Raw genomic sequence first — 13,317 nt, forward strand, 5'->3', positions numbered from 1 at the left:
CGGTGGGGAGGGAGAGGTCACCGCGCGCGAGGAGGTCTCGCGCCCGAGCCACGCGGTCCGCACGGCTCGGGCGGACGTTCTACTGGTAACGCGGGTGCGTGGTGTGCCATTCGAAGCCGCCGCCCATCCAGGCCTTGGTGCCCTTCAGGAACCGGTGCAGCTCCACCGACGGCACCGCGAGCAGCTCCTTGTGCCCTGCTTCGAAGTCGCGCACCAACTGGTTGTGCAGCTCCACGGTCCGTGCGGTCGCCTCGGCGATCGAGCACTCACGGTCCGCGGCGATCTGCAGCACCATGTTGCAGACCGGCTTCTCGTCGGCGGCGTCCTTCTCCACCGACACCAGGTCGTTCACGATGACCGACGCCGTGCCCGCGGCCGTGAGGAGCTGCCGCACGCGCGGGTCGTAGTACAGCGGCGCGGGCAGTTCGTAGCCTCCGACGGCGTCGATGAGCGTCATCGACGTGTAGAAGGTGTCGTGCTGCCTCGTCGCCAGGTACTGCCACGCTGGCGGGTAGTTGCCCGTGTGGCGCCACGCCGCGTAGGCGCTCCACGACACGAACATCGCGAACGTCGAGTAGCAGACGCGTTGCACGACGGTGGCCGTGCTGCGGGACGTGAGGTGCGCGATGCCCGACCGCAGCCCGACGAGGACCGGGTCGGACGCGATCCGCTCCTCCAGGTCGGCGGTGAACTCGGCGGCAGGCGCCACCGGGTCCATCGCGGCCATCGCGAGCGCCAGCCGCGGCGGCAGTTCCGCGGGGATCGCGCCCATCTCGGTGTCGTCGGCGTAGAGGTCGTCGGCCGCCCACCACGCCGCGTTGAGCCGGGCCGCGATCAGCAGCTGGTCGACGTCGTCGGTGTCCACGTGGGTGAGCACCGCGAGGCGGCCGAACATGCCGCCGAGGAACCGTTCCGGCTCCTCGAAACCGCACTCCTCGGCCCACGCGACCAGGCGCTGGTCCACCGCGGCCGCGAGCAGCGCGTCCTCGCGTTCGAGCACCGGCACGTACAGCGGCGGCGCGGTGCCGTCGCCCCACGGGCGTTCGGCGTAGCCCGGTTCCGCCGGCAGCGCGACGACCTCGGGCCGCCCGAGCCGGGCAGCGGAGGTGCCCAGCCCGGACGGCCCGGTGAGGAGATCCCTCAAGTCAGACACGGCCGCATCAGATCCTGTCGGCGACGATCAGCAGGTAGTGGAAGGACCCTTCCTTGTAGGCGGTGAGGAACGGGTCCTCGACACCCGTCGCGACGGACGACTGCGCGCGCAGCTCCCAGTACGGGATGGTGTCCGGCGTCAGGTCGACCACGCTGATCGGCACGAAGCCGTTGTCGGCCAGCGCCCGGAAGTACTCGCTGCGCGGGTGGATGTTGCAGATGTAGTGCTGGTCGATCTGGCTGACCGCGCGCGACCGCAGGCCCGTCAGGTCGTTGGAGCAGCCGGTGATGCAGACGTAGCGGCCGCCGGGCGCGATGAGCCGCGCGAACTCGCCGTACAGCTGCTGGAGGTCCACGTACATCGTGGTCTCGTTGGTCCAGATGCCGTTGAACGAGCCGGTCTCGAACCCGGTGTCGAGCATGTTCTTGAAGTGGAACCGCACCTGGTCCGCGATGCCGCGTTCCCTGGCCTGGTTGTTGGCGAACGCCACCTGCTCCTCGGAGATGCTGACGCCGTCGATGCGCGCGCCGAACCGCGCGTTGGCCATGAAGCTCGTGCCGCCCCGCCCGGATCCGCCGTCCATCAGGTGGGGGTTCGCCGGCAGGTCGCCGAACGCGTCGAGCAGCACGTCCGCCTGCGCCGTCTCCAGCCGGTGCATCTCGGCGATCATCGCCTGGTCGCGCACCGCGGCCGGTGCCTCCAGCACGGCCGGGTCGTACTGCCCGAGCCCGTAGTGGTGGTGGTAGAGGCCGTCCACCTCACCGAGCTTGATGTTGACCGGGTCCTTCTCCTTGTTCCAGTAGTCCGCGACGGAACGCTGGTAGTCGGTGCGCAGAACCGGCTTCACAGTGGGGCTCGCCATGACCTGAGGGGCTCCTGTTCGTTGGAACGCAATCTGCCGAACAGCAACTGACCTTTGCAGCCGACGGCCCAACCCGCGATCCGCCGTTCAGGCTTGGTTCGGACACGAACGGGTGTGGCCGATACTGCATCTCGGTAGGCGCCATAACCCGCGCAAGACGGGTGGCAGCCCCACTTTCGTGGGTTCCTGGCGCCCAACCGAATGACATCGACACCTGATATTCCACGCCGATCGAAATCGTCGTCACCCGATCACCGGAGCCGCGCCGGGTCCCGGCACGAATCCCGGCACACCGGCTCGAGGCGCTTCCACACCCGTTCGGACCACACGCAGCCCGACGCGCTCTCACGATTCAGACGCGTGAGCTGCCTCGGAAACTGTTCGATCGGGCAATATTCGTCATTGAAAAGCATTGCAGAATTCCCTATTTCAGGTACCTGAATATTTGACACTCATCTAAACCTCTTGCTACAAAGAAATGGCCCCGCCCTGCCAAACGAGGGTTATCAACGATGAAAACCTCCCTGCCGATACTGTCCCTGCTCCTAATGGGATCGCTGACCGTCCCCGCCGCCACCGCGATCGCCGCACCAGCACTGACAGGCCTGGACGTCTCGCCGGGAAATCGACGCGCGCCCGTTTCCGGCCTGTACGACTGGTCGAAAGCGGGATATCGCGGCACCGGCGTGCTGCCCGGGAACAATGAGGTGAACCCGAGCGCGACCTGTCAGATCACCGCGGCGGAACTCGCTTCCCAGTTCGCCGTCCGGCCGGATGACGCGGCCGACGACACGGCGGGGCTGCAGGCCGCGATCGACGCGATCAGGACGCAGTGCTCCCCCGGCGCGAGCTACACGAAGCTCAGCACCATCACGCTCCCGGCGGGTCAGCTCAGGGTCTCGAAGGAGCTCCACGTCGACGCCGACTACCTGGTCATCAGGGGAGCCGGCGCGACCGCCACGAAGATCGTCTACACGCCCGACGCGACCACCCGCTACGACGCCCTCACCCCGGACGGGTCGGACTGGGACGAAGACGGCATGACGTCCGGGCAGGGCAAGGGCGGCTGGCTGTGGCCGGGCCGCGGCCTGTTCCGGGTCCAGTCGCGCGGCGTGCACTCCGCCTACGCGAGCGACTACGCGGCCGCGCCGGAGAACCGCAAGGACATCTTCGAGGGCACGGTCAACGTGCACTGGAAGGCGGGCGCGAAGGTGAGCGCCGCCGCCAAGGCCGGTGACCGCGCGGTCAAGGTCGCCTCGGCCGGTGCGATCAAGCCGGGGATGCTCGTCAACGTCCGCGCCGCCAACTCGGTCAAGTTCTACGAGCAGCAGTTCGCGACGGGCACGCCGTACCCGATGCTCAACATGCACATGCGGCAGCAGATCTTCACCGTCGCCTCGGTCTCGGGCACCACGGTGACGCTCGACAAGCCGCTGGAGTTCGACGTCCCGGTCAACTCCACCTCGGACGGGTCACCGGCGATCGGCGGCGCGACGTACGACTCGAAGGTGTCGCCGCTGGTGGACCCGGTCCTCGGCGTCGGGTTCGAGAACTTCGGCTTCACGCAGGCGATGCCGAACCTCAACCCCGCCGAGGCCACCAACAACTACGGCAACATGGCGCCCGCGGACGAGATGCACGGCATCGTCTTCAAGTGGGCGGCCAACTCGTGGGTGAAGGGCGTCCGCGCGGAGATGACGGGCTCGCACCCGATCGTCACCGAGGAGGCCAAGAACCTGCAGATCGTCGACAACTTCCTCGACGGGTCGTGGAACAAGGGCAAGGGCGGCAACGGCTACTTCCGCGGTTCGCGGGTGTGGGACTCGCTCTACGCCGGGAACACGTCCCGCAACCTGCGGCACTTCACGTTCCAGTGGTCCGCGTCGGGCAACGTCGTGGTGGGCAACGACTTCGACTCGGACCTGAACCTGCACGGCGGGTGGGAGCGCAACAACCTGTTCGAGAACAACAGCGTGAAGGTCTCCTACGCGCACCGCTCCGGCAACTGCCGCGCGAACTGCGGTGAGGAGGGCGGCGGCGGTCCCGACGACTCGAACTGGTTCCCGATCTGGTGGGGTGCCGGCAAGAAGGCGGTCAAGTGGTCGGGGGCCTCGGGTCCGCGCAACGTGTTCTTCAACAACGGCATGACGAAGCAGCTGTCGACCGGTGGCGCCTACGACCCGTTCTACAGCGAGAAGGGCCGGATCTACCAGTTCGGCTGGAACGGCAGCGCCTACAAGCACCTGGACGTCGGCGGCACCGCCATCGCGGACTGGGCGAAGAACGAGCAGCGCGACTACACCGGCGGCCACGGCGTCGACGCGACGAGGACCGACTCGGCCAAGTCGTTGTTCCTCAAGAACATCCCGGCGAACTTCGCCGCAGGGTCCACAGAGGACAACTTCGGCGCGCGGGCGACCATCCCGGTGTCGAACGCCGACCAGCTCAAGACCGCGTTGCTCAACGCCAAGCCGGGCGACACGATCCAGCTCGCGGCGGGCACGTACCGCGGCGCGTTCGTCACGCAGAAGGCCGGCACGTCGAGCAACCCGATCACGATCACCGGCCCGTCGTCCGCGGTCCTGATCAACGACGGCCCCTCAGGCACGGCACCAGCCTGCCCCGTGCCGACGGCCGGCTGGGACCCGGGTTACGGCCTGTGGCTGCACAACGCGCCGTACTGGAACATCAAGGGCATCACGGTCGCGGAGTCGAAGAAGGGCATCATCCTCGACAACTCCCACCACGTCACGATCGACGGCGTGACCGTGCGCCGGACCGACGAGGAAGGCGTGCACTTCCGGCGCTCCTCCGCCGACGGCGTCATCTGGAACTCGACGATCACCGAGGCCGGCGTCGTGACGAAGGACTACGGCGAGGGCGTGTACATCGGCTCCGCGAACTCCAACTGGAAGTGCCACGGCAACTCCGGCGGCGTCGACAGGTCCGACCGCGTGCAGGTGCTGAACAACAGGATCGGCCCCGGTGTCTCCGCAGAGCACATCGACGTCAAGGAAGGCACCCAAGGCGGCCTGATCAGCGGCAACACGTTCAACGGCACCGGCATCTCCGGCGCCAACTCCGCCGACTCGTGGGTCGACGTGAAGGGCTTCGGCTACCGGATCGAGAACAACACCGGCACCTTCGCCTCGCCCGGCACGTTCAAGAACGGCTACGAGACGCACAACCCGGGCACCACGCCGTCGTTCGCGAACGGCTGCGGGAACGTGTGGCGTGGCAACAGGTCCGACCTCGGCAACGTCGGCGAGTACGCGGTGTACGTGTCGTCGACCTCGAAGTGCAAGGCCTACCCGAATGTCGTGCACGCCTCGAACACGGTCACCAAGGCCAAGAAGGGCGTCTCGAACATCCCGGTCACCCCGTAGAAGGCGGGGGTCGCAGGGTTCCCGGCCGGTGTACGGCGGCGTCGCCGGCCGGGAACCCTGGTTGCAGGCGGCGAGGCCCGCTTCCCGGTTCCGGGCGCGGGCCTCGCTGTTCGCTACGCGTCCTGCCGGATCGCGCGCACTTCCTCCCGCAGCGCCCGGACCTCCCGCAGCAGCAGGTCGTCGTGGCTCGCGGACCTCGGTGCCGGCAGCGTGATCTCCTCCTGCATCGCACTGCACACGACGGCGATGAACAGGTTCAGCATCGTGAACGAGCCGACCATCAGGTAGATGAGGAAGAAGATCCAGGCGAACGGCTTCTGCTCCATCAGGTCGCGCATCACGTCCGACCACCCGTCGCCGGTCGTGATCTGGAACAGCGTCAGCAACGTCGGCCCGAGGCCGGTGAACCGCGGATCACCGGTGTCGCCGAACAGGTTGCTCGCGATCACGCCGCCGACGTAGACGAGCAGCACGAGCAATCCGGACAGCGACACGAGACCGGGGATCGACCGCACGAGCGCCGTGACGACGCGGCGCATGCTCGGCACCATCGCGACGAGCCGCAGCGCGCGCAGGATCCTCAGGCTGCGCAGCACCGACAGCGGACCGGCCGTCGGGATCAACGCGATCGCCACGATGACGAAGTCGAAGACGTTCCACGGGTCCTTGAAGAACTTCCAGCCGAACGCGTAGAGCCGCGCGGCCAGTTCCAGCGTGAAGATCGCCAGCGCGGTGTGGTCGATCACCGTCAGCGCCGGGCCGAACCTCGCCTGCAGGACGGTCGACGTCTCGGCGCCCAAGGTGATCGCGTTCAGCACGATCACCCCGACGATGAACATCTGGAACCGGTTGCTCTCCATGAGCTCGGCGACGCGGGCGCGCACCATCTTCACTTGCTGCTCCTACGACAGGGGTTGTGCTACCTATCGGCGGTGCGGGCGGCCCAACTGTTCACCCGGTCGTGTTGATCAGCTCCAACCGGCTGGCGGTGCGGACCAGGTCGCGGACCTCGCCGTCGAGGACGTCGCTGAGCGGGTGGTCACTCACGAGTGTCAGCCTGACGTCGGCGTCGACCAGCACGTCCACGACGTTCGCGAACCGCTGCCGAGTCTCGCGGTGGCAGGTGCCGAGCCGCGGTACGCCGGTGATCACCCAGTCGTCGAACCGCCGCGCGAGCACCAGGTAGTCCTGCGTGGAGGTCGGCCGCTCGCAGAGGTCGCCGAAGCCGAACCAGACCGTCGTGCCCTCGGTGCCGAGCGCGGTGATCGCGCGGCCGTTGACGTCGAGGGTCACCGGGGTCCGCGGCAGGTCGGTCCTGGTGACGATGCGGCCGGTCTCGAACCGCGACCGGGGCGCGCCGTGCAGGTGCCGGTAGTCCTGGGCGCCGTTCAGCTCCACGGGGTCCATGAGCTTCTTGACCAGAGCGATGCCCGGCAGGAAGTGGTCGTGGTACAGCGGGTCGGGCAGCAGGCCGTCCGGCGGGAAGTTCGAGGTCGCGATGATCATCACCGCGCGGTCTTGGAGCTCCTCCAAGAGCCTGGTCAGCAGCATCGCGTCACCGACGTCGTGCACGTGCAGCTCGTCGAACGCCAGCACCTCCGCCCGTCCGACGAGCTCCTTCACCGCCTTCGCCACAGCGCCGCGCTGCCGCAGCCGCGCGGAGATCAGGCGGTGCAGCTCCTGGAAGAACGCGTGGAAGTGCACCCGCTTCTTGGGCTCGGGCAGCACGTCGAACAGCGCGTCCGCGAGGAAGCTCTTGCCGCGCCCGACCGGACCGTGCAGGTAGACGCCCCGGCGCCGGGCGGCGAGCTCCTCGAGCCTCGCCACGGCGTCCAGCTGTGCGTCGTCGAGCACGTACCCGCTGCTCGACACGTGTGCGCGAAGATCCACTGTTCCCCCCGCGCCAGCTTACGATCAACCCCGTGAGCAATGTCGAGGCCGAGCCCGCAGAAGTGACGTGCACCTCCTCCCCCGGCGGCGTGGAAGTCCTGACGCCGCGCGACGTCCCGCTCGGCGGCCCGCGCGCCATGTCCGTGCGCCGGACGCTCCCGCAGAAGCAGCGCTCCCTGATCGGGGCCTGGTGCTTCTGCGACCACTACGGCCCCGACGACGTCAGCATGGACGTGGCCCCACACCCGCACACCGGCCTGCAGACCGTCAGCTGGCTCTTCACCGGCGAGATCGAGCACCGCGACAGCCTCGGCGTGCACGCGTTCGTCCGCCCCGGCGAGCTGAACCTGATGACCGGCGGCAGCGGCATCTGCCACTCCGAGCAGTCCACCGCCGCGTCCACCACCCTGCACGGCGTCCAGCTCTGGCTCGCCCTGCCCGACGCCCACCGCGACGCGCCGCGCGACTTCCAGCACCACGTCCCGCCGGCCGTGGAGGTGGACGGCAGCGCGATCCGCGTGTTCCTCGGCTCGCTGGCGGGCTCCACGTCCCCGGTGCGGACGTTCACCGAACTGCTCGGCGCCGAGGTCGTGCTGCCCGCGGGCGCGTCGCTGACCCTCGACGTGGCGCCGTCGTTCGAGCACGGCGTCCTGCTCGACACCGGTGACGTGGCGGTCGACGAGACCGTGCTCGACCCCGCGTCCCTCGGCTACGTCGGCCCTGGCCGCTCGACGCTGACCCTGTCGTCCACCGGGGGCGCGCGGGTCGTGCTGCTCGGCGGGGTGCCGTTCGGCGAGGAGATCGTGATGTGGTGGAACTTCGTGGGGCGCACGCACGACGAGATCGCCGCGTTCCGGGAGGAGTGGCAGGCGGAGGCCGACCGGTTCGGGCGGGTGGAGGGCTATCCCGGTGCCCGCCTGCCGGCGCCGCCGCTGCCGGGTGGGCGGTTGCGGCCGCGCGGGAACCCGGCGTGAGCGCCGCGGACCACGACGCGCGGCCGGCCGCCGTGACGGCGCTGGCCCGTCTCGCGGCCGGTCCCCACTTCCGGGACCGGGCGGACGCGGGGCGCGCCCTCCTTCGCCGACGTGCCGGCGGCCCGGCCGGTGTTGCTGGGACTGGTGCTGGACAACGGGGACACGTTCGTCGTGCAGGAGACGGCCGAGGCGCTGTTGCGCCGCGGTTACGCGGAGGGGCTCTCGCTCGTCTGCGCCGCCTTCGCGTCCGCCGACACCGACCAGTCCGACCACCTGCACGCCGCGCTCGACGCGACCGTCGGCGTGTTCCAGCGCGATCGCGACGAGGCGCCGACCGTGTGCGGGGCCTCGTGGACGACCCCGCGCAGCCGGCAGAGGTGCACTCCGGCGGTGCCGCTCTCGTGGCCGCGCTCACCGGCCTGCAGCCATCACTTTCCGTGCCGAAATAGCTACGGAAGGCGCTTCCACATTTAAGTGGAATTTAAGGTAAGGCCGTCCCGACATCCCATGATGCGGATCGCGAGCGCAACGTCTCAGCTGGTGAACCCATCCACAGATGACCGAACACCACCAGCGAGAACATCGGAAAACCGCTGGTCGGCACAGGTGCGCTGATCAATCCCAGCAGATGGTCGCAGCCACTTGTCAAAAGTCATACTCGAGGACCATTGAAAATCACGTTCCGATCGCTTTTCCTGATCGAGGCATCCACGGAGGCTGCCGGACGTCTAAGGGGGCATGAGGAACGTGACACGAGTGGGCGCCGACTCCACCTTCGCCTTCATCGCCCCGTCCGGGCGCCCCCTTCCGGTCGACGTCGAACTCGGCTACCGCGCCGACGACCCGCACGCCGTGACCATGACGTTCCGCATGGGACGTCAGGAGACCGTGTGGCTCGTGAGCCGCGACCTGCTCGCCGACGGGTTGATCACCACGAGTGGCGCGGGTGACGTGCGGCTGCGGCCCCACAACTCCACCACCGCCGTGCTCGAGCTGCGCTCCGACGTGTCGCACGCCGTGTTCCACGTGCAGTCGTCCGAGCTGCAGGAGTTCCTGAACTCCACCTACGACGTCGTGGCGCCGGGGTGCGAGAGCGACCACGTCGACTTCGAGGCCGAGCTGCGCAAGCTGCTCGACTAGGCACGTTTTCACCCGAACGAGCCCGTATCATGGAGTAATTCCAACCCATACGTTCGAAGTCGTGACCGTGACGACTTCCACCGCGTACAGCAGGGACCTGGGCGACGAGCTGCGCCGCCTCAGGCAGAGGTTCACCGGACTGAGGGGCCGCGCGATGGCGCTGCAGCTCGGCTGGGATCCGAGCAAGGTGTCCAACCTCGAGACCGGCAAGATCCGCGGTACCGACATCGACCTGGCGCAGTACCTCACCGTCTGCGGCAAGGACGTCGACTTCTTCGAGGACTTCCTCCGCCGCTACCACAACGCCTTCGACCCGTACCTCGCGCAGACGCCGGACACCACGCGCACCCTCGCGCTGACGGAGGCGGCGGCCACCTCCATCACGGCCTACGACGTCCTGTCCGTGAACAGCCTGCTGCAGACACCGGGCTACGCGCGCGCTCTGCAAGCCGCCACCGGCCAGCCGGTCGAAGACCTGGACAGGCAGGCGGTGATCCGCCGGCCCAACGGCCCGAAGTGCGTCTTCTACCTCCACGAGCTGGCACTGCGGATGCGGCTCGGCAGCGCGCAGGTGATGCAGGAGCAGCTCGTGTGGCTGCTGGCGAACTCCTCGATCGTCCGCGTCGTGCCGGAGGAGGCGACCTCGGCGGCGTTCCGGTCGGCGTGCGCGCTGTTCGAGTTCGAGCGGGCGGCACCGCTGGTGCACGCGGAGTCGGGCCTCGCCAGGGTGTTCGTCCAGAGCGAGGCCGCCGTCGCGCACGGCCGGACGCTCTTCGCGTTGCTCGACGAGATCGCCCTGGACGAGGCCGGCACGCGGCGCAAGCTCGCGGAGTACCGCGGGCCCGCACCGCTGCGCGCCCTGGCTCAGTAGCCGTACACGAGGTCGAACGCGAGCTGCGGGTCGAACGTCCCCGCGTCCACGCCGGGCGCCTTGCCGCACCGTCCGTCGGAGTCGCCGGGCACCTTGACCCACAACAGCATCTCCGCACCACCACCGGTCCGGGCGGGCGCACCGAGCTTGCGCCCGCCCGGGTTGCACCACTCGCCGTTGTGGCCGTTGCCGTTGCGGCTGGTGTCGATCACGTACGGCTTCGTGTACCCGGGCAGCGCCCCGCTGACCGCGTCGCCGTACGCCGTCGAGGCGGTGGTGGTGTGGTAGTTGGACACGTTGATCGAGAACCCGCGCACAGTGCGCACCCCGGCCGAGTCCAGCCGCGCCGCCATGGTCGCGGCCGGCACCCACTGCGCGTTCCCGGCGTCGAGGTACGCCCACGTGTTGGGCGCCTTGGCCTTGAACTGCTCGGTGGCGTACTTGATCATCGCCGTGCGCTCGGCGACCTTGCCGGCGTCCATGCAGTTGAAGTCCGCCAACGAGTCCGGCTCGATCACCACGACGGCCGGCCGCGTGCCGATCGCCGAGGCGAACGAGGAGATCCACGCCCGGTAGGCCTCGGGAGTCCCCGCGCCGCCCCCGGAGTGGCCACCGCACGCGTCGCGGCCGGGGATGTTGTAGGCCACCAGCACCGGCAGCTTGGTGCCGGTCTTCGCGACGTAGCCCGACACGGCGGTCCTGATGTCGCCGCTCCACGCCCCGAACCAGCGGGCGATGGGCTTGGTCGAGATGTTCGCCTTGATCGCGGCCTGCCGGCCGTCGGTCGGGTGGTCGCGCACCCAGACGGCGGGGTTGGAGTCGGGGTCGACGTAGAAGCCGTCGGTCAGGCCGACGGGGCTGGCGGCGTGGGCGGCCGGGGCCGTCGCCAGGGCGGCCAGCAGGGCCAGCGCGAGTGCTCTGATCATGGCGTCGAGGCTCGCGCGGGCCGCTTAAGGGGTGGTAAGTCGGGCGGAAAGGCGGAGGAACGGCCGCGCCGGCAGGCGACAGCGGGCACCACCAGCCGCCGCACGTCCGAACACCGGCCACCACCAGCCACCGCAGGCTGGACCCACCGTCAGAGCCCGAGCCCTCCCGCCTGCAGCGCCACCACCGCCAACAGCCACCCCGTCACGGCCTCAACTCCCCCGCCTGCAACGGCAGCAACGGCGCCGCCACCCTCCCCAACGACCCGGCACGCACCACTCCCCCACCAGGCCCCGCGAACGGGTCGGCCGGGTCCACCGCGTCGGGCATCCGCGCCCACACCGCCCACCGCTCGTCCCACGCCTGGATCACCTCGAGGTGCCCGCCGGGGAGGAACCGGGCCAGGTGCACCCCTGCGACCTGCCCGGTGTTCCCCAGCAGCGGGAGCAGCCGGAAGCCGCCCTCCCGCCGCAACCTCTCGATCAGCTCCGCGCCGTCCATCTCATCTCGCCGCCAACTCCACCTCGGCCCGGTAGGCCTGCACCGCGGCGTCGCGTTCGGCCGGCGACCACCCCAGCGGGCCGGCGATCAGCGAGGCGACCTCGTCGGCCACCGACGCGCCGAAGTCCAGGTGCTCCATGGCGATCCGGGTGCGGCGGGCCAGGACGTCCTCCAGGCCCAGCGCGCCCTCGTGGGTCACCGCGTACACGATCTCCGCCGCCAGGTAGCCGGCCACGGGGGCGGCCAGCGCGGCGTCCTGCGCCACGAGCGCCAGCACGTCCGACACGGCCGAGCCGTAGCGGCGCAGCAGACGCTCCACTGTGGACGTGGGCAGGCCGGACTCCGCAGCGACGCGAGTCCGGTCCGCCCACAGCTCTTGGAAACCGACGGCGCCGCACAACGGCAGGCGCGCGGTCAGGGAAGGTGCGACGGCGCGGCCGAGGCCTGCCACCGCGGCGTTCACGACGTCCGCGGCCATCACGCGGTAGGTCGTGTACTTGCCGCCCGCGATCACGAAGAAGCCGGGTTCCCGCTCGGCGACGGCGTGTTCGCGCGACAGCTTCGAGGTGTCGCTGGAGGCGCCGGCCAGGAGCGGGCGCAGGCCCGCGTACGTGCCGACCACGTCGTCGGCGGTCAGCGGTATCCGCAGCACGGCGTTCACGTGGTCGAGGATGTACGCGACGTCCTGCGCGGACGCCGAGACCTCCTCCGGGGCGCCGGAGTACGGCGTGTCCGTGGTGCCGATGATCCAGTAGGCGCCCCACGGGATCACGAACAGCACCGACTTCTCGGTCTGGGTGATCAGGCCGCCGTCCAGCTGGATCTTCGACCGCTCCACGAGCACGTGCACGCCCTTGGACATGCGCACCTCGAACGGCGGTGCGCCGGGCGACATCGCGTTCAGCGAGTCGGTCCACACGCCGGTCGCGCTGATCACCCGGCGGGCGCGCACCACGTGCGTCACGCCGGAGAGCTCGTCGCGCACCGACGCGCCGGCGACGCGGCCGTCCACTCGCAGCAACGAGGTGACGCGAGCCCGCGACACCACCGTCGCGCCGTGCTGCGCGGCGGTGCGGACCAGCGTCGACACGAGCCGGGCGTCGTCCATCTGCGCGTCGTAGTAGCGGATCGCGCCGGCGAACGCCGAGGAGTCGACGGACGGGCCGACGGAAGCCATCTTGCGGCGGGAGAGGTGCCGGTGCATCGGCACGGCACCGGCGCCGCCGATCGAGTCGTACAACAGCACGCCCGCGCCGACGTACGCGCGTTCCCACTGCTTCTTCAGCGGGAAGAGGAACGGCACCGGCCGCACCAGGTGCGGTGCGAGCCGGCGCAGCAGCAGGCCGCGTTCCTTCAGCGCTTCCCGGACCAGCTTGAACTCCAGCTGCTCCAGGTACCGCAGCCCGCCGTGGACGAGCTTGCTGGACCGGCTCGACGTGCCCGCCGCCCAGTCGTCGGCCTCGACCAGGGCGACGGACAGGCCGCGCGACGCCGCGTCGAGAGCAGCCCCCGCGCCGACCACACCACCACCGACGACGAGGACGTCGAACTCCGTGCCGCCCAACGCTTCCAGAGAGCGGGCGCGCCGAGCCGGATCCAGCCTTGCGAACAACTTC

The 13,317-nt window shown here is 69.6% G+C and carries 12 protein-coding genes; 5 read left to right on the forward strand and 7 right to left on the reverse strand.

Features of this window, described 5'->3' with window-relative positions; translation table 11 throughout:
* Window positions 1-79: 79 nt before the first annotated feature.
* Window positions 80-1,153 (reverse strand): family 2 encapsulin nanocompartment cargo protein terpene cyclase, encoded by a 1,074-nt coding sequence (locus ABZX02_RS25410; RefSeq protein WP_355301295.1) that lies wholly within the window; start codon window positions 1,151-1,153, stop codon window positions 80-82.
* A 7-nt stretch (window positions 1,154-1,160) separates the two neighbouring features.
* Complete coding sequence (locus tag ABZX02_RS25415; protein WP_355301297.1) at window positions 1,161-2,015, reverse strand: geranyl diphosphate 2-C-methyltransferase; 855 nt, start codon at window positions 2,013-2,015, stop codon at window positions 1,161-1,163.
* Window positions 2,016-2,563: 548 nt separating this feature from the next.
* On the opposite strand from ABZX02_RS25415, the gene ABZX02_RS25420 reads away from it, so the two are divergent.
* Complete coding sequence (locus ABZX02_RS25420; RefSeq protein WP_355301299.1) at window positions 2,564-5,401, forward strand: hypothetical protein; 2,838 nt, start codon at window positions 2,564-2,566, stop codon at window positions 5,399-5,401.
* 113 nt (window positions 5,402-5,514) lie between these two features.
* Here the strand turns inward: ABZX02_RS25420 and ABZX02_RS25425 are convergent, their stop codons facing one another.
* On the reverse strand, window positions 5,515-6,288 hold the full coding sequence (locus ABZX02_RS25425) for an ion transporter (protein ID WP_355301591.1): 774 nt from the start codon (window positions 6,286-6,288) through the stop codon (window positions 5,515-5,517).
* A 64-nt stretch (window positions 6,289-6,352) separates the two neighbouring features.
* A complete protein-coding gene (gene zapE / locus ABZX02_RS25430) occupies window positions 6,353-7,291 on the reverse strand; it encodes a cell division protein ZapE (protein ID WP_355301301.1) in 939 nt (312 codons plus the stop codon).
* Between the two features lie 32 nt (window positions 7,292-7,323).
* Between zapE and ABZX02_RS25435 the strand changes: the two genes are divergently transcribed.
* The 4 genes from ABZX02_RS25435 (at window position 7,324) to ABZX02_RS25450 (ending at window position 10,276) form a co-directional block, all read left to right on the forward strand.
* Entirely contained in the window at window positions 7,324-8,265 is a 942-nt protein-coding gene (locus tag ABZX02_RS25435; protein ID WP_355301303.1) for a pirin family protein, read from the forward strand.
* A 111-nt stretch (window positions 8,266-8,376) separates the two neighbouring features.
* On the forward strand, window positions 8,377-8,739 hold the full coding sequence (locus ABZX02_RS25440) for a hypothetical protein (RefSeq protein WP_355301305.1): 363 nt from the start codon (window positions 8,377-8,379) through the stop codon (window positions 8,737-8,739).
* 264 nt (window positions 8,740-9,003) lie between these two features.
* The gene (locus tag ABZX02_RS25445; RefSeq protein ID WP_355301306.1) at window positions 9,004-9,405 is read left to right on the forward strand and encodes an SsgA family sporulation/cell division regulator; all 402 of its coding nucleotides are present in this window, start codon (window positions 9,004-9,006) and stop codon (window positions 9,403-9,405) included.
* 61 nt (window positions 9,406-9,466) lie between these two features.
* Window positions 9,467-10,276 (forward strand): helix-turn-helix transcriptional regulator, encoded by an 810-nt coding sequence (locus ABZX02_RS25450; protein WP_355301308.1) that lies wholly within the window; start codon window positions 9,467-9,469, stop codon window positions 10,274-10,276.
* Here the strand turns inward: ABZX02_RS25450 and ABZX02_RS25455 are convergent.
* The 3 genes from ABZX02_RS25455 to ABZX02_RS25465 form a co-directional block, all read right to left on the reverse strand.
* On the reverse strand, window positions 10,270-11,202 hold the full coding sequence (locus tag ABZX02_RS25455; RefSeq protein WP_355301310.1) for a glycoside hydrolase family 6 protein: 933 nt from the start codon (window positions 11,200-11,202) through the stop codon (window positions 10,270-10,272). The two genes, ABZX02_RS25450 and ABZX02_RS25455, sit on opposite strands and share 7 nt — an antisense overlap.
* 202 nt (window positions 11,203-11,404) lie before the next feature.
* Window positions 11,405-11,701 (reverse strand): hypothetical protein, encoded by a 297-nt coding sequence (locus ABZX02_RS25460; protein ID WP_355301312.1) that lies wholly within the window; start codon window positions 11,699-11,701, stop codon window positions 11,405-11,407.
* Between the two features lies 1 nt (window position 11,702).
* Entirely contained in the window at window positions 11,703-13,301 is a 1,599-nt protein-coding gene (locus tag ABZX02_RS25465) for a glycerol-3-phosphate dehydrogenase/oxidase (protein ID WP_355301592.1), read from the reverse strand.
* Window positions 13,302-13,317: the final 16 nt, after the last annotated feature.

This window comes from Lentzea sp. NPDC003310, assembly GCF_040610935.1.
GTDB lineage: Bacteria > Actinomycetota > Actinomycetes > Mycobacteriales > Pseudonocardiaceae > Lentzea.

Excerpts from the sequence above, each read along its gene's own strand:
- ABZX02_RS25455 (WP_355301310.1), bottom strand. The coding sequence starts at position 11,202 with ATGATCAGAGCACTCGCGCTGGCCCTGCTGGCCGCCCTGGCGACGGCC.
- ABZX02_RS25420 (WP_355301299.1), top strand. The coding sequence starts at position 2,564 with ATGGGATCGCTGACCGTCCCCGCCGCCACCGCGATCGCCGCACCAGCA.
- ABZX02_RS25425 (WP_355301591.1), bottom strand. The coding sequence starts at position 6,288 with ATGGTGCGCGCCCGCGTCGCCGAGCTCATGGAGAGCAACCGGTTCCAG.
- ABZX02_RS25445 (WP_355301306.1), top strand. The coding sequence starts at position 9,004 with ATGAGGAACGTGACACGAGTGGGCGCCGACTCCACCTTCGCCTTCATC.
- ABZX02_RS25460 (WP_355301312.1), bottom strand. The coding sequence starts at position 11,701 with ATGGACGGCGCGGAGCTGATCGAGAGGTTGCGGCGGGAGGGCGGCTTC.
- ABZX02_RS25415 (WP_355301297.1), bottom strand. The coding sequence starts at position 2,015 with ATGGCGAGCCCCACTGTGAAGCCGGTTCTGCGCACCGACTACCAGCGT.